Raw genomic sequence first — 18949 nt, forward strand, 5'->3', positions numbered from 1 at the left:
CGCCGGCGCACGCGCCGCGGACCGGGCCCGCGGCCTGGCCGTGGGCCGCGAGGCAGCGCACACCGACGAGGGCGGCGAATTCCTGCGCCAACTCGCCACGCACTGGAAAAGGAACTACGCCGGCTGGACAGCCTGGATACTGACCCCGGACCCGAAACTCCCCGGCAAACTGCACCTGCAAGCCGCGCGCCGCGTCCCGCTCTACAACGGCCCCATCGAGTGCCGCCTGCTGCGCTTTGACCTGACGGCAGGATCGATGCGCACGCCGCGTGCCGCGCCAGCTGCTGCGGCCGATGGCGTGCAAGACCCGGCGCAATGAGGGCCCGCGCTGGCGCGCAAGGTCAAGGAGAGCCCGGGAGCGGAAAAAATATCTTGACACACCCGCCATGGTGTGTAACAGTGCGCGCGTACCTCCCTGCGTGCTTCCGGTATGCAGGCGCGAAGCCCCCTCAACGGGGGCTTCTGCATTTCTTGGTACCCAAGGTGGTCAGACACAATCCTGGAACGAACGTCTACATAGACGGCTTCAACCTCTATTTCGGAGCACTCCGAAAGACTCCATACAAATGGCTTGATCTGGAAGCCCTCTGCCGAGCATATCTCCCAAAAAACGACATTACGGCAATCAAGTATTTCACTGCCAAAGTCAGCTCACGCCCCAATGACCCTCAGCAGCCGGTCAGACAGGAAACCTACCTGCGGGCGATTTCCACGCTTCCAATCGTCAGCATTATCTACGGGCACTACCTCTCCCACACGGTATCGGCTCGACTGGCCAATCCACCAGCGGGTGGAAGCCTCTATGTCGATATCATCAAGACGGAAGAAAAAGGGTCTGACGTAAATCTTGCTGCACACCTCTTGCATGAGGCGCATTTGAACAAGTTTGACATCGCCGTTGTGATATCCAATGGCTCCGACTTGCTGGAGCCCATAAAGTTGGTCAGAACAGAGCTCCGTAAAATCGTCGGAGTTTTGAATCCGCATAAAAAAGCCAGCTGCGCCATCTTGCCGCATATTGACTTCATAAAGAAAATTCGTGCTGGCGTTCTCGCAGAATGCCAATTTCCTGATGTCTTGCACGATGCTCAAGGCGTCATCAATAAACCTGCTGGATGGTAAATCAAACCGTGCCAATTATGTCTTTCGGGTGCGACAGGCAATCGCCGACGAAAACATAACCGCCATTGTCTCGGCTACAGGTTGAAATCGTCGATGCAGGTGATGACGCGGTTCATGCCAGACCTGCCCCCCGAAAGTTGGGGGTGTCGTTGACAGCGGCCCCGGCACCTGTGGTATCCTCCGGGCTCAACCCCGCCGAAAGATCGCATCTTCGGCCCGACGCCTCCCCCGTGGAGGCGTTTCTTTTTCCTGCTGTGCATTCGACAGCCTCCGATGGCAATCTCGCTGTGCGCGATGGTGGCGCTGCTGCGTGCCCTGGCAATCAACTGCGCGAAAGGGTCCCGCACCCTGAGCGGGCATGGAGACATCGCGCATGGCAACACCCTGGCCGCAATGCGCTCGACTTCGGCATCCTGCGCCTTGATCAGTTCCTTCTTCGGCCTCGCGCTCTCGTGCGCCAGCCGTCGATGTTTCCTCGTCCGCCATCTTGGCACCCAGAACGTCCAGCAAGCGCCCCTCGCGGACCTTGCGATTCAGGCGCTCCTGCTGGCTGCGCAGTTCCTCTTCCGGCGTCCGCCCGGACGGGATATCTCGTCAATCAGCGCTTCGCGCTTCGCGAGGCGGTTCCGGAAGGAGCAGAGCAAGGCCCATGTGTGTTGCTGCCCTTGCGCCAAATGATGCCCAATCACCACCGGCACCGCCGCCGGCCGGCCGGGAAGCTGTGTACAGAGGTAAACCCCGCGCTCAGAAGTCAGATTCTGCTGACGTGAAATACATCCGTTTCATTTTGTGCTGCTATGTTGCGGGGCAGAACACGAGCGCCCAAAGAGCCGTGAAAAACACCTCTGATCGCGGTGCCCGGCTTGCCCTGTTCCCGTGCGTCCAAGGTGTTGCGGTAGACAGCCGCGCCGGCCCAACTGGGCCAGTTGCTCGGCGGTTTGCATTGGAATCGGGGATTTGCCCATGGAATCAGGCGTTTATCCGCATATCACCTGTCATATCGGGAAAACTTTGTGGTGTCTGCGGGAAGCAATTCATTGCAGATTGATGCAGTCTGTCCTGGACGGCGCACCCATGATGGCGCGCCCATGTTGAACCACCAACGTCCTCTTGCATGCACCGCCCCACCGGGCGTTGGCAGGCGCTTGGGCCGCACGCCGCTGCATCACCCGCATGCAGCAACGCACGCCACGGGCCCTGTTCACAGGGATAGAAGTCCAAACCCCAACCACCGCACGCCCCCACGGGAGGAAAACCATGCCTGACAACACCACAATACCCACGATCGACCCTTCTGGCTGCAGCATCGACCCACCCATTGTCGGAATCGGCCAAACCGCCACTGTCACCATCAAATTCACCACACCGGTGAAGGAACTCACCCCCGCCAAGATCATTCATTTCCCCGTGATCAACGTGAGCGCTATCCACCCCACCGACGGATACAGCGACACTTGGCAATTCACCGCACCGGGACAGACCGACAACTCACTGGGACTGAACCACTCCGCCATCAAAGTGGACCTCAGTAACATGGTCGACCAATTTAACAACCACGGAGAGTCCTCCGTGCCCACCGGCTTGACCTACACCCTGGATCTCGATCGGCCCAGGATAAGCAGTGCCACGGTGAACGGTAACAAACTGGAGCTTACCTGGAGCGAAACGCTGAAGCTGCCGGACGATAAGAACCCTCTGACCAAAACGCCCTTCACTGTGTTCGTCGATGGCAAAGAACAGGGCATCGCCGATGGTGTGGTCGTGGATCCCACAAAAAACACCGTCACGCTGACACTGAACACCCCGGTACTCCAGCAACAGGTGGTGAAAGTCAACTACACCGACCCCAAGGCCGGTGACGACAAAACCGGCGTCATACAGGACCTCGCTGGCAACGACGCCGACACCGCCCTGGAAAATTCCGTGACCAACAACACACCGGACATCAAGGCCCCGGTACTCATCACCTCCCCCAAGCCCACGGTCAACGGAAACACGCTGGTGCTTCACTACTCCGACGAAGATAGTGTCCGCCTGCACGAGGACACGCCGACAGGCAACGGGGGCTTTGCCGTGAGCAGCGACACCAAGAAGGAGTCCATCCCCGTCAACAGTGTCACCGTGAACGCAGCGGACAAGACCGTCACGCTGACGCTCAGCCGTCCGGCGGACTACCTTGAGACGGTGACCGTCAGCTACACCGCTCCCGGCGACCATATGGTGCGGGACGCGGCAGACCACGGCGCGGCGAACTTTACCAGCCAGTCCGTGGACAACGTCACGAAAGACACCACCCCCCCGACGCTCATCACCGATGACAAGCACGGCCCCAAGGTCACCGGCGACCAACTGACACTCAGCTACGAGGACCAGAGCCATCTCAACGGGATCGACCTGCGTGACGGCGCAGGCTTTACGGTCGCCACCAAGGACCCGACGGCCATCACCGTCTCAAAAGCCGTCGTCAATCCGGCGGACAAGACCGTCACGCTGACGCTGAGCCGCCTCGTGGCCGACACGGAGACGCTGACCGTCAGCTACACCAAGCCCACGGGCAACGACGCGGCCGTGGTGCAGGATGTGGCAACGAACCCTGCGGCGAACTTCACCGACAAGCCCGTGACCGTCGAGAAAGACACCAGCCCCCCGTCGCTTATCACCGAGGGCGTCTATGCCCCCACGGTCAATGGCAAACAACTGGTGCTTACCTATACCGATGCCAATCTCCTGGACGGCCAGCACATCGCACCCGCCTCGGCCTTTGCGGTGAACAGCAGCGCAAATGACGCCATCACCGTCAGCAAAGTCACCGTCACGGGAAGGACCGTCACCCTGGAACTCGACCGCGAAGTGGCTGGCGGCGAGGTGCTCGGGCTGAGTTACAACCAGCCTGCGACCGACGACCGGATACAGGACACGGGAAGCCACGACGCACCGGGCTTCGCAAACCAGGCCGTGACCAACAAGATCACGGACACCACGCCCCCGGTGTTCGAAAGCGCCACGGTCAACGGCAGCACCTTGACGCTGAGCTACACCGATGCGGGCTACCTGAACGCGGAGCGCCCCGCACCCGCCTCGGCCTTTGGGGTGAGCAGCAACGACCCTGCGGACGTCCACGTCAGCAAAGTCAGCATCATGGACAGGACCGTCACCCTGACGCTCGACCGCGAAGTGGCCAGCGGCGAGGTGGTCAAGCTGACCTACACCGCCCCGGCCGACACCGACCCCCTGGCCATACAGGATGCATCGAGCAACCACGCGATCAGCTTGGCGTCCACGGATGTGAAGAACTTCACACCCGCACCGCACCCCAATGTGCCGGGCACGGACAGCGACGGAGCTCCTGTCTCCCAGGAAGACCAGGCCGTCGGCCCCACGGGGGCAGTCACCGGCGACGGCAATGGGGACGGCATAGCAGACAGCCTCCAGGCGGCAGTCGGCTCGATCAGCGTCACGACGACCAACGCCGAGACGAGCAGCGATTCCAGCACCTCGCTCACCCTGGTGGCCGACAGCCAGGATGGGGATGTCAGCGCCAACAGCAAGGCCAGCATCACCAGCCTGGAGCAAAAGGCGACTCCCCCCGACCTGCCCCAGGCGCTGGAGACGCCGATCGAGCTGACGAGTTTCCAGGCCACGCTGGAGACTACCGGCAGCAGCGAGAGCTTCAGCCTGTTCGTGGACCCGGCGACGCAGAGCAACGGCTACTGGATGCAGGACAGCACCGGCACCTGGGTGAACCTGACCAGCGAGCCTTACGGCGGCAAGATGGTGGCCGAAGGCGAGCGGCTGCGGCTGGACTTCTCGATTACCGATGGCGGGCAGTTCGACGCCGATGGCAAGGCCGATGGCGTCATCACCGCCCCGGGCGCCGCAGGGCATATGCCGCTGTCCATCGTGGGGCAGGCGCCGGATCTCGCGCAGGACGGGTTCTGGTTCTGAAGGCGGCCCCCTCCACGGGGGCTGCTCGGGCCGCTCCCGTTGCGCCCGGACCGCAGGCCGCCCATGGCGGCGCGGTGGCGGGACGGGCCCGGGCGCCGGGGAACTGTATATGGACGTAAACTTCTGGCGCAGAAGCCAGAATCCGCGCGCGCCTTCCCGGGCCTGCCGACCCGCACAGGGCGGTGCGAGGCTTCGCGCACCTTGCCGCCCATGCCGGGGGCGGCAACGGCGTCCAGCGGCGGGGCCAGGCCCAGCGCCCAAGGAACCGTAAAACACCCCGACTGCGGTGCCCGGTTTCAGCGCGCGCGCAGGGTGCTGCGGTTGATCCCGACCCTGTCCGCGAGCGCGGCCCCCGACCAGCCACGCCGGATGCACCTGACCCACCCGGACCTGCTGCTCGGCAGTCTGCGTCGGCATCGGGAATTTGCTTATGGAATCAGGCGTTGACCAGCACGACGCCTTCCCGATCCGGCAAATTTCATGTTACCTGTGGGAAGCAATTCATTGCGTACTGATGCACTCCATCCCGGACGCTGCATCCATGATGGCGTGCCCATGTTGACACCAGCATGGAACAACGCAAACCACGGGCCCTGTCCAAAAGGGTAGGCGCCCAAGCCTTGCAGGACTGCATACCGCCGTCCCCCGCACGGGCCCTGTGCACGAGAGGCAGGCGCCCAAACCCCAACCAACGCACGCCCACCCCGGGAGGAAAAAACCATGCCCAACAACATCAAACCCACGAACGAACCGCTGGACGACAAGTCCCCAGCAGCCACGACGGCCTTCAAGACACTCGCCTATGACCGACACGCGGACTTTGCCGATCCGCTGGCCGGGGATGCCACCGCCGGCAACGTGGCGGACTCCATCCCGGCGTCCGCCGGCTTGAACTACGCCGGGGACCCCACCTGGTCCACGGTGAACGGCGACAAGCCGGCTCTTTCCTGGAGCAGCATCTGGAAATTCATCACGCCGGCACCGACCCCCGACAGCCCATGGAATGACTCCGGCCCTGAGGCGAACCCCAACGGCGTGCTCGACGAGCACGAACCGCTGGCCGACAGGACCCCTGCGGCCACAACGGCCTTCAAGACACTCGTCTATGACCGACACGCGGACTTTGCCGATCCGGTGGTCGTGGATGCCACGGCCCAGGCCGTCAAGCAATTCACCTGGGCCATGTTCCTTTGCTTTGTTGGCCAAGTGGATACCACGGCCCACCAGACACCCACCACGTGGGCATGCCCGTGGGATGACCCCAACGGCAGGATCGACGAGGACGATCCGCTGTACAAGTTCCTTTGCTTTGTTCGCCAAATGGATGCCGCAGCCCAGCAGACACCCACCCCATGGGATGACTCCAACCCCAACGGCGGGATCGACGAGGACGAACCGCTGCACAAGTTCCTTTGCTTTGTTCGCCGGATGGATGTCGCAGCCCCCCAGACACCCAGCCCATGGGATGACTCCAACCCCAACAACGGGATCGGCAAGGACGAACCGCTGGACGACAAGACCCCCACGGCCAAAACGGACTTCAAGGTGCTCATCTACGACATCGACTGGAACTCTGTCAGTGATGTGTCCAACCGCATCGCACGGTATAACTTCGCCTCGGCGAACCCCATCAGCAGGATCTTCGAGAACGAACCGCTGGAAGACGGGATCCCTCCGCGCCCAACATCCTTCGCAGTGCTCCTCAGTGATAGCAACCAGGCCGTTTCCGGTCTGGTGACCGTGGATGTCGCAGCCCGGATCCTCATCCCGTCGATACCGAACCCCAACGGCAGGATCGACAAGAACGCACCGCTGGACAATAAAACCTCTGCGACCAAGCCGGCCTTCAAGGTGCTCGTTTATGACAACAACGGGGACTTTGTCGATAAGGTGGCCGTGGATGCCATAGCCCAAACCATCACACTGGATGTGAACCCGGTGATGGCCAGCAACGTCTACTGGATGCAGGACAGCACCGGCGCTTGGATAAACCTGCGCAACCAGCTTTCCTGCTGCGAGATGGTGACGGAAAGCGAGCGACAGTGGCTGGACTTGCAGATCGCCAATGACTGGCCGCTCGACGTCGATGACGTCATCACCACCCCTGGCGCCGCAGGACATATTCCGCTGTCCCTCGTGGGGCAGGCGCCGGATCTGGCATCCGACGGGCTCTGGTTCTGAAAGCAAGCCTGGGGGCTGCCTGGGCCGCCCCCATTGCACCCGGACCGCAGACCCGCCTCCAACCAACACATACATCACGGGAGGAAAAACCATGCCTGGCGAGATAAAACCCACGATAAACACTGCTGCTGGCCCCATCGACCCCGCCGTTGTCGGAATCGGCCAATCCACCACGGCCCCTGCGGCCACGGCGGCCTTCAAGGTGCTTATCCACGACATCAACTGGGACTGCATCGATCAGGTGCGCATAGACACCACCGCCCATACCGTCACGCAATCCACCGCGCCGGCAGCGAACCCCACCGGCGGGATCGACCAGGACGCACCGCTGGCCGCCAGGAGCCCTGCAACCAAAACGGCCTTCAAGGTGCTCGTCTATGACAGCAACTGGGACTTTGTCGATCATGTGGCCGTGGACGCCATAGCCCAGACCGTCGTACTGAATGTGGGCTCGGCGACGAACAGCAACGACTACTGGGTGCAGGACAGCGCCGGCACTTGGGTGAACCTGGGCAAGGTGCCGCGCGCAGACGTGGTGGGGATGGCAAGCGAGCAGCTGTGGCGGGACTTCCAGATCGCCCATGGCGAGCCATGCGGCGCCGACGACGCCATCACCGCCCCTGGCCCCGCAGGGCAGGTGCCGCTGTCCCTCGTGGGGCAGGCGCCGGATCTGGCGCATGGCGGGCTCTGGCTCTGAAGGCCAGCCCGGGGGCTGCCTGGGCCGCCCCCGTTGCCCCCGGACCGCAAACCACGGGCCCTGTCCGCAGGGGACAGGCGCCCCAACCCCAACCAACACACACCCACCACGGGAGGAAAACCATGCCTGACAAAATAAAACCCACGATGGACACTTCTGCTCCCCCCATCGACCCCGCCGTTGCCGGAATCGGCGCATCCACCACGGTGCTCACCCTCAGATTCAGCGAGCCGGTGCACAACGTCCGCTCCGACACGCTCGCCATCGGCCTGCAAGGTTTCACTGGCACGGAGTCCCCCAGGACCAGCACAAGCGCCAACACCCCCGACGCCAACGGCTACGGCGACATCTGGAAATTCACCATGTCGGCACCGAACCCCGACAGCCCATGGAATGGCTCCGCCCTGAAGGCGAACCTCGATGGCATGCTCGACAAGGACGAACCGCTGGGCGCCAAGACCCCTGCGGCCAAAACGGCCTTCCGGGTGCTCATCTATGACATCAACTGGGACTTTGTCGATCAGGTGGCCATGGGCACCACGGCCCGGACCCCCACGCAATCCACCCTGTCGGCAGCGAAGCCCGACGGCGTGATCGACCAGGACAAACCGCTGGGCGCCAGGACCCCTGCGGCCCAAACGGCCTTCAACACGCCCGTCCAGGTCAGAAACCACTGGGACTACTTTGTCGATCAGGTGGTCGGAGATGCCCCAGCGGCCCGGCCCGCCACGCAATCCACCCTGCTGTCGGTACCAAACCCCGACAGCCCATGGAATGACTCCGGCATCGAGGCGAACCCGGGCGGCGTGATCGACCAGGGCGCGCCGCTGGACGATGAGACCCCTGCGGCCAAAGCGGTCTTCAAGGTGCTCGTCTACGACACCGACTGGAGCCTTGCCGACAAGCTGGTCGTGGACGCCACGGCCCAGGCCGTCACACTGAACGTGGACCCGGCGACGAGCAACGACTACTGGGTGCAGAACAACGTCGGCACCTGGCTGAACCTGACCAGCACGCTGTACGGCGGCAAGATGGTGATCGAAGGCGGGCGGCTGCGGCTGGACTTCCCGACCCCCGATGGCGGGCCACTCGACGCTGACGGCGCCGCAGGGCATGCGCCGCTGTCCCTCATGGGGCAGGTGCTGGATTCGGCGCATGGCGGGTTCTGGCTCTGAAGACGAGCCCTCCTCAGGGGGCTGCCAGGGCCGCCCCCGTTGCACCCGGACCGTATGCCCCCCACGGGGGGCAGGCGCCCAAACCCCAACCAACACACCCACCACGAGGGGAAAACCATGCCTGACGAAATAAAGCCCACGATGGGCACTTCTGCTGGCCACATCGACCCCGCCGTTGCCGAGGCGAACCCCACCGGCGTGATCGACCAGGACGAACCGCTGGACGACAGGACCCCCGTGGCCACGGCGACCTTCTTCAAGGTGCTCATCCATGACATCAATTGGGACTTTGTCGATAAGGTGGTCGTGGGGGGCAGCACGGCCCGGGCCGTCCCGCAATCGACCCCGTCGGCACGGAACCCCGACAGCCCATGGAATGCCTTCGGGCTTGAGGCGATCCCCAACGGCGTGATCGCGAAGAACAAACCGCTGGACGACGAATCCCCTGCGGCCACAACGGCCTTCATGGTGCTCGTCTACGACAAGGACTGGGACTTTGTCGCCAAGGTGGTCGTGGCTGCGACCGCCCGGATCGTCACACTGCATGCGAACCCGGCGACGAGCAACGACTACTGGGCGCAGGACGGCGCCGGCACCTGGGTGAACCTGAGCAGCGCGCGCTACGACAGCAAGATGATGATCGAAGGTGGGCAGCTGCGTCTGGACATCCCGACGATCCATGGCGGGCCATTCGACGCCGGCCGCGCCGCTGTCCCTCGTGGGGCAGGCGCCGGACCTGCCGCATGACGACGGGTTCTGGTTCTGAGGGCCACCCACGGGGGCCGGGCGGCGGGATGGGCTTGCGCACCCGGCGCCCATCCCTGTCTATGGCCGCCCCCGGCCCGAGCGCGTCGAGCCGGGGTCCAGGAAATGCTGTTTGAAATAGTTCCGGAACGCCGTCATCGCGGGGGAAAAATCGATGCCCTGTTTCCAGCCCAGGCCGACGTTCATGGGCGGGATTTCGTCGCGCAGATTGATGGTCTCGATGCGCCGGCCCTCAAGCGACCAAGGCCGATACACCATGTCGGAGAGGATGCTCACGCCCATGCCGTTGGCCACCATGCTGCGCGCGGCCTCGACCGAGCTGGTGCGCAAGCGGATATCCGGTTGCAGGGGGGTCTGGCTCCAGTACTTGAGCGCCGCCGCCGCGGCCTCGTCAACGGTGAGCATGACGTAGGGCTCCTTGGCCACGTCGGCGAGCGTGACCTCGGGATTCTTCAGCAGGTGGTGCTTGCTGCAAACCCACAGCCGGCGGTGCGAGCCAAAGAAAGTCTCGATCGAGAGTTCCGTCAAAGCGACGTTCGAGGTGAGCATCAGGCCCATGTCGTAGCGCCGGGTGACCAAGCCCTCCTCAATGTCTTGGCGCACCGCTTCGTGCACCTTGACGTGGATGTGCGGGTGCAGTTGGGCAAAGCGCTGCAAGTGGTGCGGGAGGAAGTAACCCAGAACCGTGTAGCTCGCCGCAATCGTCAACCGGCCTTCGACGGCGGTTTCCTCGTTGGGCATGCGTTCCGCCGCGTCGATGGCGGCCAGAACCGCGTAAGCGTGGCTCAGAAAGCGCCGGCCCGCGTGGGTCAACTCAACCCCGTGCGCATGGCGCTCGAACAGGGATTGATTGAGCATCTCCTCGATTTCGCGCACCGAGGTCGTGACCGCCGACTGCGAGATGTTCAGCTGCACCGCCGCCTGCGAGATGCGGCCCACCTCGGCGACCGCGGTGAAGTATTTGAGTTGCCGAATTGTCAGCGCCATTGCGAAGCAGGTCCGAAGCCGGGGGGAATCTGATTTTCTGAAAAGCCTGCGAGTATTTGAACAAAAAGCGGACAGAAACCCTGGGGTAAACCACTAAATTTCCCGCTGGGCACATTGCTTTTTCAGATAGGACAGCATCTGAATTAAATACTTTTCAGCGGCTTGCGGGGAGCCTATTCTTTGCCATCGTTGCATTGATCGAGTCAACCCGGCCGATCGCACAGCGGTATTCAACACGCAGGCCGAACCCGTGAAGAAAACGCAAATCGATCTGAACTCCGACATGGGCGAGGGCTTTGGCCCCTGGACCATTGGTGACGGCGTGGACGAGCAGCTGATGCCGCTCATCAGCTCGGCGAATATCGCCACGGGCTTTCACGCGGGCGACCCGAACATCATGCGCAAGACGGTCGGCATGGCGCGCCAGCACGGGGTCGGTATCGGCGCCCATCCGGGCCTGCGCGATCGGCAGGGTTTTGGCCGGCGCCACATCGACGCGCCGGCGCACGAGTTGCTCCACGACATGCTCTACCAGCTGGGAGCGCTGCGCGAATTCGCGCGCCTGGAGGGGCTCGCGCTGCAACACATCAAGCCCCATGGTGCGCTGTACATGCACGTGGCGCGCGACGAGGCGCTGGCGCTGGCGCTGGTCGAGGCGCTGCAGCGGATCGACCCCGGGCTGTACCTCTACTGCATGGACGGCTCCACCGTGCACCGCGTCGCGCAGGCGCTGGGGCAGCCGGTGGTGCGGGAGTTCTACGCCGACCGCGACTACGACCAGAGCGGCTCCATGGTCTTCACGCGCCGCGTCGCGGCCCTCGACCCCGAGCGCGTGGCCCGGAAGGTGGCGCGCGCCTGCACCGAGGGCCTGGTGCACACGGTCGAGGGACGCGACATCTCCGTCGCGTTCGATTCGGTATGCATTCACAGCGACACGCCCGGCGCGCTCGATCTGCTGCGTGCGACGCGGCGCGCCCTGGACGAGAAACAGATTCGCGTCGTCGGCGCCAACATGCTGGCGCTGGCCTGAGCCCTGCGCGTCACCCCCCCATTCCCAGGAGACACCGATGGCCACTGCGCATGAGATTCTGAGCCCCCTGCCGGGCACCTTCTACCGCCGCCCCTCGCCCGACGCGCCGCCCTACAAATCGGAGGGCGACGCGGTCGCCGTGGACGAGGTGCTGGGCCTGGTCGAGGTGATGAAGCAGTTCAGCGAAATCCGGGCCGAAGTCGCGGGCCGCATGGGCCCGTTCCTGGTCGAGGACGGCGACCCCGTCGAACCGGGGCAGTTGCTCGCGACCATCGCAGTCGCATGAGGCAGGGCCGCACCATGCCCGCGCGCTTCGACAAGCTGCTCATCGCCAACCGGGGCGAGATCGCGGTGCGCATCGTCCGCGCTGCGCAGGAACTGGGCCTGCGCACGGTCGCCGTCTACAGCGACGCAGACGCGCAGGGCTTGGCCGTGCAGATGGCCGACGAGGCCGTGCGCATTGGCCCCGCGCCTGCGGGCAAAAGCTATTTGAACGCCGAGGCGATCGTCCAGGCCGCGCTGCAAAGCGGCGCCGGCGCGGTGCATCCGGGCTATGGGTTTCTCTCCGAGAACGCCGACTTCGCGCAACGTGTCGAGGCCGCCGGCCTGGTCTTCGTCGGGCCGGCGCCGCATTCCATCCGCAGCATGGGCGACAAGGCTGCGGCGCGCGCTGCGGCGCTGCGTGCCGGGGTCGCGACCGTTGCGGGCAGCGAGGGGGTCGTCGCCGACGCGGAGCATGCCGTGGCGGTGGCCGCGGGCATCGGTTATCCGATCATGCTCAAGGCCTCGGCCGGCGGGGGCGGGCGGGGAATCCGCGTGGCGCACGACGCGTCCGCGCTGCGCCAGCAGTTCGCCACGGCGAGCGCCGAGGCCCAGGCGGCCTTTGGCAATGGCGCGGTTTACCTGGAGCGCTTCGTGCGCCATGCGCGCCACGTCGAGGTGCAGATCCTCGGCGACGGCGAGCGCGTGGTGCATTGCTTCGAGCGCGAATGCTCGTTGCAGCGCCGGCGCCAGAAGGTCTGGGAAGAGGCGCCGTCGGTTGCGCTCGACGCGCCGGCGCGCGCAGCGCTGTGCGCGTCGGCGCTGCGCCTGGCGCAGGCCGTCGCCTACCGCGGCGCGGCAACTCTGGAGTACCTCTACGACAGCGACGCGCAGGAGTTTTTCTTTATCGAGATGAACACGCGCATCCAGGTCGAGCACCCGGTCACGGAGATGCTCACCGGCGTGGACCTCGTCAAGGAAATGATCTGCATCGCCCTGGGCGAGCCCCTGCGCCTGCGGCAGGAGGACATCCGCCCCGCCGGTGCGGCGATCGAGGTGCGCATCAACGCGGAAAACGCCGCCAAGGGCTTTATGCCAAGCCCGGGCGTGGTGTCGAAGCTGGTCGTCCCCGGAGGCCCCGGCGTGCGCTTCGATTCCATGCTGTTCCCGGGCTGCACGGTGCCCGCGTACTACGACTCGCTGCTCGGCAAATTGATCGTGCACGACCGCGACCGTCCGAGCGCCCTGGCGCGCATGCGCCGCGCGCTGAATGAGCTGCGCATCGACGGCGTCCAGACCACGATCGCGCTGCACCAGGCGCTGTGCGAGGACGCGCAGGTGGCTGCGGCCGACTTCCATACCGGCTTTCTGGAAAGCTGGCTCGAAACGCATCCGCTGGCCACCAGCACTGCACGCCTGGAGAAAGCCGCATGACTGCCATGACCCTGCCCCCGCGCGCTATAGCTTTGGCGGTGACGAGCATCTGTTCGTCGAAATCAGCGAAGAGATGTCGCTGCCGGCGTTTTTCAAAAGCATGGCGATCTGCAACGCCCTGCGCCAGCGGGCGCTGCCGGGGGTGAGCGAGATCTGCCCGGCGAACGCCGCCTATTTGCTGCGTTTCGATCCCGACCTGATGGCACCCCGGGAACTGCTGGCCACGCTGCAACAGATCGAGGCCGGCCTGGGCGCGGCGGACCTGCATCTGCGCACGCGCATCGTCGAGATCCCCGTGTTCTACGGCGACCCGTGGACGCACGAGACGCTGATGCGTTTTCGTGAACGGCACCAGGACCCGAACAGCACGGATATCGAATACGCGGCGCGCATCAACCACCTCGCGTCGGTCGAGGCCTTCATCGACGCGCATTCCAGCGCGCCCTGGTTCGTCTCCATGGTGGGCTTCGTCGCGGGCCTGCCGTTTCTCTACCAGATGGTCGAACGCCAGCGGCAGCTGCAAGTGCCCAAGTACCTGCGCCCACGCACCGACACACCGCGGCTGACGCTGGGCCACGGCGGCTGCTTTGGCTGCATTTATTCGGTGCGCGGCGCAGGCGGCTACCAGATGCTGGGCGTGACCCCGGCGCCGATCTTCGACCCCGCGCAGAGCCTGTCGTACTTCAAGGACCTGATGGTGTTCTTCCAACCCGGCGACATCGTCAAATTCAAACCCATAGACGCCGCCGAGTACGCGCGCCAGGTGCAGCAGGTCGAGTCCCGCGACTACCAGCTGCGCATTCGGCCGGTGGCGTTCTCGCTGCCGGACTTCATGGCCGACCCGGACGGCTACAACCAACAACTGCTGAAGGTGCTCCATGGCGATTGAAGTCATCAAGCCCGGGCTTGCAAGCAGCGTGCAGGACGCAGGGCGCCCCGGTTTCTACCACCTGGGGATTCCCCTTTCGGGCGCCCTGGACCAGCAAAGCTATCTGCTGGCGAACCTGCTGGTGGGCAATGCGGCCGACGCGGCGGTCATCGAATGCACCCTGCTCGGGCCGGAACTGCGCTTTCATGCGCCCGCCATCGTCGCGGTCACGGGGGCCGAAGCCGCGGTGCTCGTCGATGGCCAGGACATGCCGCGCAACGAGTCGTTTGCCGTCCCGGCGGGCACCCGGTTGGGCTTTGGCTTCATGAAGCTGGGCGCGCGCTGCTTTATCGCCGTCGCAGGCGGTATCGACGTTCCCCGGGTGCTCGGCAGCCGCTCCACCTATGGCCTGGGCGCGTTTGGCGGATTCCAGGGGCGCAGGCTGCTCGCCGGCGACCGGCTGCCGCTGGGCGAGCGCCCCGCGCACGCGCGCGCGGGGCGGCGCGCGCAGGCGCAATGGCTGCCGGCGCTGGCCAAGGAGGTGCCGCTGCGCGTGCTGCCGGGCCTGTACTTTCATCGCCTGCAAGAGGCCTCGGCGGCGGGCTTTTTTGCCGACACCTGGACCGTGGCTTCCGAGGCCGACCGCATCGGCTACCGCTGCAAGGGCGGCCGGCCCTTGCAGTTCCATGCGCGCACGCCCCCTTTCGGCGCGGGCGCCGACCCGTCGAACATCGTCGATGCGGGCTACCCCTATGGGTCCATCCAGGTTCCCGGCGGGAGCGAGCCGATCATCCTGCACCGCGACGCCGTCTCCGGCGGCGGCTACGCAATGATCGGCACCGTGATCAGCGCAGACATGGATCGCATCGCGCAGATGCAGCCGAACAACCAGGCGCGCTTCGTCGCGGTCGATATGGCGCAGGCGCTCGAGGCCCGCGCCGAGCGCAGCCGACGCCTCCAGCAAATGCGCGACGCGCTGACGCACTGAGCGGCGCAAACCCTTTGTTCCGGTGGCCAATCACCCCGCATGCCCGGGGTCGCGTGCAGCGGGCATTCCGGATATCTCTCTTTTCTGTTGCCAACCCAAGGAGCCCACCGTGACCCTGTCTTCCACGCGCATTGCATTCCTCACCGGATCGCTCGCTGCGGCCCTGCTCGGGCACGGCGCGGCCTTCGCCGACGATTGGTTTCCGTACCAGGCCGAGGCGACCGAGCCGGCGTTCTCGGCGACCGGGAAGAAAACCCCCATCGACTACATGCCGCTGGCCAAGGCGGCAAAGAAATGGGACATCTGCGTGTCGTTCCCGCACATGAAGGACGCCTATTGGCTGGGCGTCGATTACGGCATCGCAGAGGAGTCCAGGCGCCTGGGCGTGAAGATGCAACTGGCCGACGCGGGCGGCTACACCAACCTGGCCAAGCAGATTTCCCAGATCGAAGACTGCGTCGCGCGCGGCGCGCAGGCCGTGGTGATTGGCGCGATCTCGGGCGACGGCCTGGGCAATGTGCTCAAGACCGTGGCCGCGAAGAAGCTGCCGATCATCGATCTGGTGAACGGCATGAACGCGCCCGAGGTCTCGGCCAAGTCCCTGGTCTCGTTCTACACCATGGGCCAGTCCACGGGCGAATACCTGGCGAAAAAGCACCCCGCGGGTTCGCCCGCCGTCAAAGTGGGCTGGTTCCCCGGCCCCGCCGGGGCCGCCTGGGTCGAGGCCGCGCACAAGGGCTTCATGGACGCGGTCAAGGGGAGCGCCGTCGTGGTGCTCGACCCGAAATACGGCGACACCGGCAAGGAGGTGCAGGCAAAACTCGTCGAAGACGTTCTGCAGGGCAACCCCGACCTGGCCTACGTGGCCGGCACGGCCGTGACCGCCGAGGCGGCGAGCGGAATCCTGCGCGCGCGCAAGCTCGACACGAAGGTGCAGCTGCTGTCGTTCTACATGACCCCGGGCGTCTACGAGGGCATACAGAAGGGGCGCATCGTTGCCGCGCCCGCCGACTCCATGGTCATCCAGGGCCGCATCGCCATCGACCAAGCCGTGCGCCTGCTCGAGGGCCGGGCAGTGCACAAACACGTGGGGCCGAAAATCTTCGTCGTCGACAGCGCCAACCTCAAGAGCGTGAAGCTCACGGACATCCTGCCGCCCGTCGGTTTCAAACCGGTTTTTGAAGTCCAGTGAGCACGGGGCCGGCCATGCACGCCGATCCGGTCTTGCTGGAAACCGTCGCGCTGAGCAAGCAATACCCCGGCGTGCTCGCGCTCGACGCGGTGGACTTTGACCTGCGGGCCGGCGAGGTGCATGTTCTGTTCGGCGAAAACGGCGCCGGAAAATCGACCCTGATCGCGCTGCTCGCCGGGGCCGCAACGCCCAGCAGTGGCGCGATCCGCATGCACGGCGTGCGCGTGCAATTCGCCAGCGTGCACGACGCGCGCCGGCACGGCATCAGCGCCGTGTTTCAGGAGTTCTCGCTGGTTCCGACCCTCTCGGTGGCGCAGAACCTGGGCCTGGGCGACGAGCCGTCGCGCCGCGGTCTGCTCGACTGCGCGGCGCTGAACGCGCGCGCACGCACGGTGCTCGCCGAGCTCGACTTCGACATCGACTGCGCGGAGCCGGTCTCGGGCCTGACGCGGGCCCAGCAGCAGATGCTCGAGATCGCCAAGGGCCTGCACAGGAACGCCTCGGTGCTGATCTTCGACGAGCCCACGGCGTCGCTGACGGACAAGGAGACGCAGCGCCTGTTCGCGCTCATCGCGCAGCTCAAGGCGCAGCGCGCGGGAATCGTCTACATCTCGCACCGCATGCAGGAGATCGCGCAGATTGCCGACCGGGTCACGGTGCTGCGCGACGGAAAGAAAATCACCACCGTCGATGCGCGCGCCGTGCGCACCGATGAACTCATCGAGTTGATGAGCGGGCGCGCCATCGCGCAGATCTACCCCGACATCGCGCACAGGCCCGGCGATACGGTGCTCGAAGTCACGGGACTGGCTTCGCCCAACGGGGTTCGCAACGCCAGCCTCAGCGTGCGGCGCGGCGAGGTCGTCGGCATCGCGGGCCTCGTGGGCTGCGGGAAATCCGGACTGTTTCGTGCGATCTACGGCCTGGATCGGGTCAGCGCGGGGCAGGTGCGCTTCCAGGGGCGGCTTTGCACCGGCGCATCGGTGCGCGAGATGCTGCGCGCGGGGCTCTTCTACCTGCCCGCGGACCGCAAGAGCGAGGGCCTGGTGCCGGGTTTCAGCGCCCACGCGAACATCACCCTGCCCCTGCTGAGCGGCCCCCTGCGCGGCTGCGGCGGCTGGCTGCGGCAGCGACTCGGCCGGCATTTGTCGGTGCAGGCGGCGCAGCAGGTGGCCCTGGCGCCCCGCAACCTCGACAAGTCCGTGGCCCTGCTCTCGGGCGGAAACCAGCAGAAGGTGCTGTTCGCCAAGGGCCTGACGCGCGCTGCCGCGCTGTACGTGTTCGACGAACCCACCGTGGGCGTGGACGCGGGCACGCGCAGCGCGCTCTACCGGGTGATTCAAACGCTGTGCGAGGGCGGCGCGGCGGTCGTCGTCGTCTCGTCCGACCTGCCCGAAGTGCTGCACCTGAGCCACCGCGTCTACGTGATGCGGCAGGGCGAGATCGCCGGCGAACTCTGCGGCGACGCGATCGACGAATCCGCCGTGCTCGGTCTGTTTTTTTGAATCCAGCGAAAGCCCTTCATGCGCCCCGCCCCCCCGCTGAATCCGTCCGCCGCGCCGCCAAGCCGTGCCGCGCGCCTGCTGAACCCATGCCGCGTCCTTTTCCTGCGCCTGGGTGTGCTGCCCTTCATGCTGCTCATCGCCTGCGTGGTTTTCAGCACGCTGTCGGAGCAGTTTCTCAGCGGGCACAACCTGACGAACCTGCTGCGGCAATCGGTCTATCTGATCCTGGTGGCGCTCGGCCAGATGCTGGCCCTGGTCACCGGAGGCTTCGACCTCTCGGTGGGCACCGTGATGGCCATCACCTCGGTGGTCTCGGCGCTGGTGATGCAAAGCCTTGGCGTCGCCCTGCCCGACGCCGCCTGGCTGGTCATCGCAGCCGGCTGCGCCTGCGGGCTTCTCGCCGGGCTCGCGCTCGGCCTGGTCAACGGGATGGGCGTGGCGCTGGTCGGCGTGTCGCCCTTCATCATGACCTTGGGCGTGCAATCCATCGGCTTCGGCGTTGCCTTGTTCCTCACGGGCGGGGTACCCGTTTCCGGCCTGCCCGGCGAATTCAGCGAACTGTTCGGCTTTGGCTCCTGGCTCGGGGTGCCCGTGCCGGTTCTCGTGACCGCCGCGTGCGTCGTCGGCATGGGGGTTCTGATGCGCCGGCTACCGATCGGAACACATCTGCTCGCGGTGGGCGGCAACGCCAAGGCGGCCACGCTTTCCGGAATCGACACCCGCCGGGTGCTGCTCGTGGCCTATTTGCTGTGCTCCGCACTCGCGGCGATCAGCGGCCTGCTGCTGACGGCGCGCGTCG

At 65.3% G+C, this 18949-nt stretch carries 16 protein-coding genes and 1 pseudogene; 16 read left to right on the top strand and 1 reads right to left on the bottom strand.

Features of this window, described 5'->3' with window-relative positions; all coding sequences use genetic code 11:
- The 8 genes and pseudogenes from VTU_RS26985 to VTU_RS32255 all read left to right on the top strand — a co-directional run.
- A pseudogene (locus VTU_RS26985) lies at positions 1-319 on the top strand (class I SAM-dependent RNA methyltransferase); the annotation flags it as partial.
- Positions 320-471: 152 nt separating this feature from the next.
- Complete coding sequence (locus VTU_RS31460; RefSeq protein WP_201766130.1) at positions 472-1122, top strand: NYN domain-containing protein; 651 nt, start codon at positions 472-474, stop codon at positions 1120-1122.
- 273 nt (positions 1123-1395) lie between these two features.
- Positions 1396-1800: a hypothetical protein gene (locus tag VTU_RS0111720; RefSeq protein WP_010104418.1), complete on the top strand. Its 405-nt coding sequence runs from the start codon at positions 1396-1398 to the stop codon at positions 1798-1800.
- Between the two features lie 579 nt (positions 1801-2379).
- Entirely contained in the window at positions 2380-5067 is a 2688-nt protein-coding gene (locus VTU_RS0111725) for a SwmB domain-containing protein (protein WP_010104420.1), read from the top strand.
- A 720-nt stretch (positions 5068-5787) separates the two neighbouring features.
- On the top strand, positions 5788-7248 hold the full coding sequence (locus VTU_RS0111730; RefSeq protein ID WP_010104421.1) for a hypothetical protein: 1461 nt from the start codon (positions 5788-5790) through the stop codon (positions 7246-7248).
- A gap of 91 nt (positions 7249-7339) precedes the next feature.
- Entirely contained in the window at positions 7340-7945 is a 606-nt protein-coding gene (locus VTU_RS0111735) for a hypothetical protein (protein ID WP_010104423.1), read from the top strand.
- Between the two features lie 122 nt (positions 7946-8067).
- Complete coding sequence (locus VTU_RS34815; protein WP_236610724.1) at positions 8068-9120, top strand: hypothetical protein; 1053 nt, start codon at positions 8068-8070, stop codon at positions 9118-9120.
- Between the two features lie 117 nt (positions 9121-9237).
- Positions 9238-9867 (top strand): hypothetical protein, encoded by a 630-nt coding sequence (locus tag VTU_RS32255; RefSeq protein WP_010104427.1) that lies wholly within the window; start codon positions 9238-9240, stop codon positions 9865-9867.
- 78 nt (positions 9868-9945) lie between these two features.
- On the opposite strand, the gene VTU_RS0111750 is transcribed toward VTU_RS32255, so the two are convergent.
- Positions 9946-10872, bottom strand: a complete 927-nt coding sequence (locus VTU_RS0111750) for a LysR family transcriptional regulator (RefSeq protein WP_010104428.1) — start codon at positions 10870-10872, stop codon at positions 9946-9948.
- Between the two features lie 250 nt (positions 10873-11122).
- Between VTU_RS0111750 and VTU_RS0111755 the strand changes: the two genes are divergently transcribed.
- The 8 genes from VTU_RS0111755 to VTU_RS0111790 all read left to right on the top strand — a co-directional run.
- Positions 11123-11902, top strand: a complete 780-nt coding sequence (locus VTU_RS0111755) for a 5-oxoprolinase subunit PxpA (RefSeq protein ID WP_010104429.1) — start codon at positions 11123-11125, stop codon at positions 11900-11902.
- Positions 11903-11939: 37 nt separating this feature from the next.
- On the top strand, positions 11940-12188 hold the full coding sequence (locus tag VTU_RS0111760) for an acetyl-CoA carboxylase (protein WP_010104431.1): 249 nt from the start codon (positions 11940-11942) through the stop codon (positions 12186-12188).
- 14 nt (positions 12189-12202) lie between these two features.
- Positions 12203-13597 carry an acetyl-CoA carboxylase biotin carboxylase subunit gene (locus VTU_RS0111765; RefSeq protein ID WP_040892731.1) on the top strand — a complete coding sequence of 465 codons (1395 nt, stop codon included), beginning with the start codon at positions 12203-12205 and terminating at the stop codon, positions 13595-13597.
- Positions 13572-14486: a 5-oxoprolinase subunit B family protein gene (locus tag VTU_RS26990; protein WP_081479800.1), complete on the top strand. Its 915-nt coding sequence runs from the start codon at positions 13572-13574 to the stop codon at positions 14484-14486. Before VTU_RS0111765 ends, VTU_RS26990 begins: the two co-directional genes overlap by 26 nt.
- Positions 14476-15453, top strand: coding sequence for a 5-oxoprolinase subunit C family protein (locus tag VTU_RS0111775; protein WP_010104435.1), 978 nt, complete (start codon positions 14476-14478; stop codon positions 15451-15453). Before VTU_RS26990 ends, VTU_RS0111775 begins: the two co-directional genes overlap by 11 nt.
- A 109-nt stretch (positions 15454-15562) precedes the next feature.
- The gene (gene torT, locus VTU_RS0111780; protein WP_010104437.1) at positions 15563-16645 is read left to right on the top strand and encodes a TMAO reductase system periplasmic protein TorT; all 1083 of its coding nucleotides are present in this window, start codon (positions 15563-15565) and stop codon (positions 16643-16645) included.
- A gap of 14 nt (positions 16646-16659) precedes the next feature.
- A complete protein-coding gene (locus tag VTU_RS0111785; protein WP_010104439.1) occupies positions 16660-18150 on the top strand; it encodes a sugar ABC transporter ATP-binding protein in 1491 nt (496 codons plus the stop codon).
- Positions 18151-18168: 18 nt separating this feature from the next.
- Positions 18169-18949 (top strand): ABC transporter permease (locus VTU_RS0111790; RefSeq protein WP_010104441.1); only part of this gene is annotated, 781 nt, incomplete at its 3' end.

Source organism: Verminephrobacter aporrectodeae subsp. tuberculatae At4, from assembly GCF_000193225.1.
Lineage (GTDB): Bacteria > Pseudomonadota > Gammaproteobacteria > Burkholderiales > Burkholderiaceae_C > Acidovorax > Acidovorax aporrectodeae.

Excerpts from the sequence above, each read along its gene's own strand:
- VTU_RS0111760 (WP_010104431.1), top strand. The coding sequence starts at position 11,940 with ATGGCCACTGCGCATGAGATTCTGAGCCCCCTGCCGGGCACCTTCTAC.
- VTU_RS0111775 (WP_010104435.1), top strand. The coding sequence starts at position 14,476 with ATGGCGATTGAAGTCATCAAGCCCGGGCTTGCAAGCAGCGTGCAGGAC.
- VTU_RS0111735 (WP_010104423.1), top strand. The coding sequence starts at position 7,340 with ATGCCTGGCGAGATAAAACCCACGATAAACACTGCTGCTGGCCCCATC.
- VTU_RS0111750 (WP_010104428.1), bottom strand. The coding sequence starts at position 10,872 with ATGGCGCTGACAATTCGGCAACTCAAATACTTCACCGCGGTCGCCGAG.
- VTU_RS32255 (WP_010104427.1), top strand. The coding sequence starts at position 9,238 with ATGCCTGACGAAATAAAGCCCACGATGGGCACTTCTGCTGGCCACATC.
- VTU_RS0111765 (WP_040892731.1), top strand. The coding sequence starts at position 12,203 with ATGCCCGCGCGCTTCGACAAGCTGCTCATCGCCAACCGGGGCGAGATC.
- VTU_RS0111785 (WP_010104439.1), top strand. The coding sequence starts at position 16,660 with ATGCACGCCGATCCGGTCTTGCTGGAAACCGTCGCGCTGAGCAAGCAA.
- VTU_RS0111725 (WP_010104420.1), top strand. The coding sequence starts at position 2,380 with ATGCCTGACAACACCACAATACCCACGATCGACCCTTCTGGCTGCAGC.
- VTU_RS0111720 (WP_010104418.1), top strand. The coding sequence starts at position 1,396 with ATGGCAATCTCGCTGTGCGCGATGGTGGCGCTGCTGCGTGCCCTGGCA.
- VTU_RS0111730 (WP_010104421.1), top strand. The coding sequence starts at position 5,788 with ATGCCCAACAACATCAAACCCACGAACGAACCGCTGGACGACAAGTCC.
- VTU_RS34815 (WP_236610724.1), top strand. The coding sequence starts at position 8,068 with ATGCCTGACAAAATAAAACCCACGATGGACACTTCTGCTCCCCCCATC.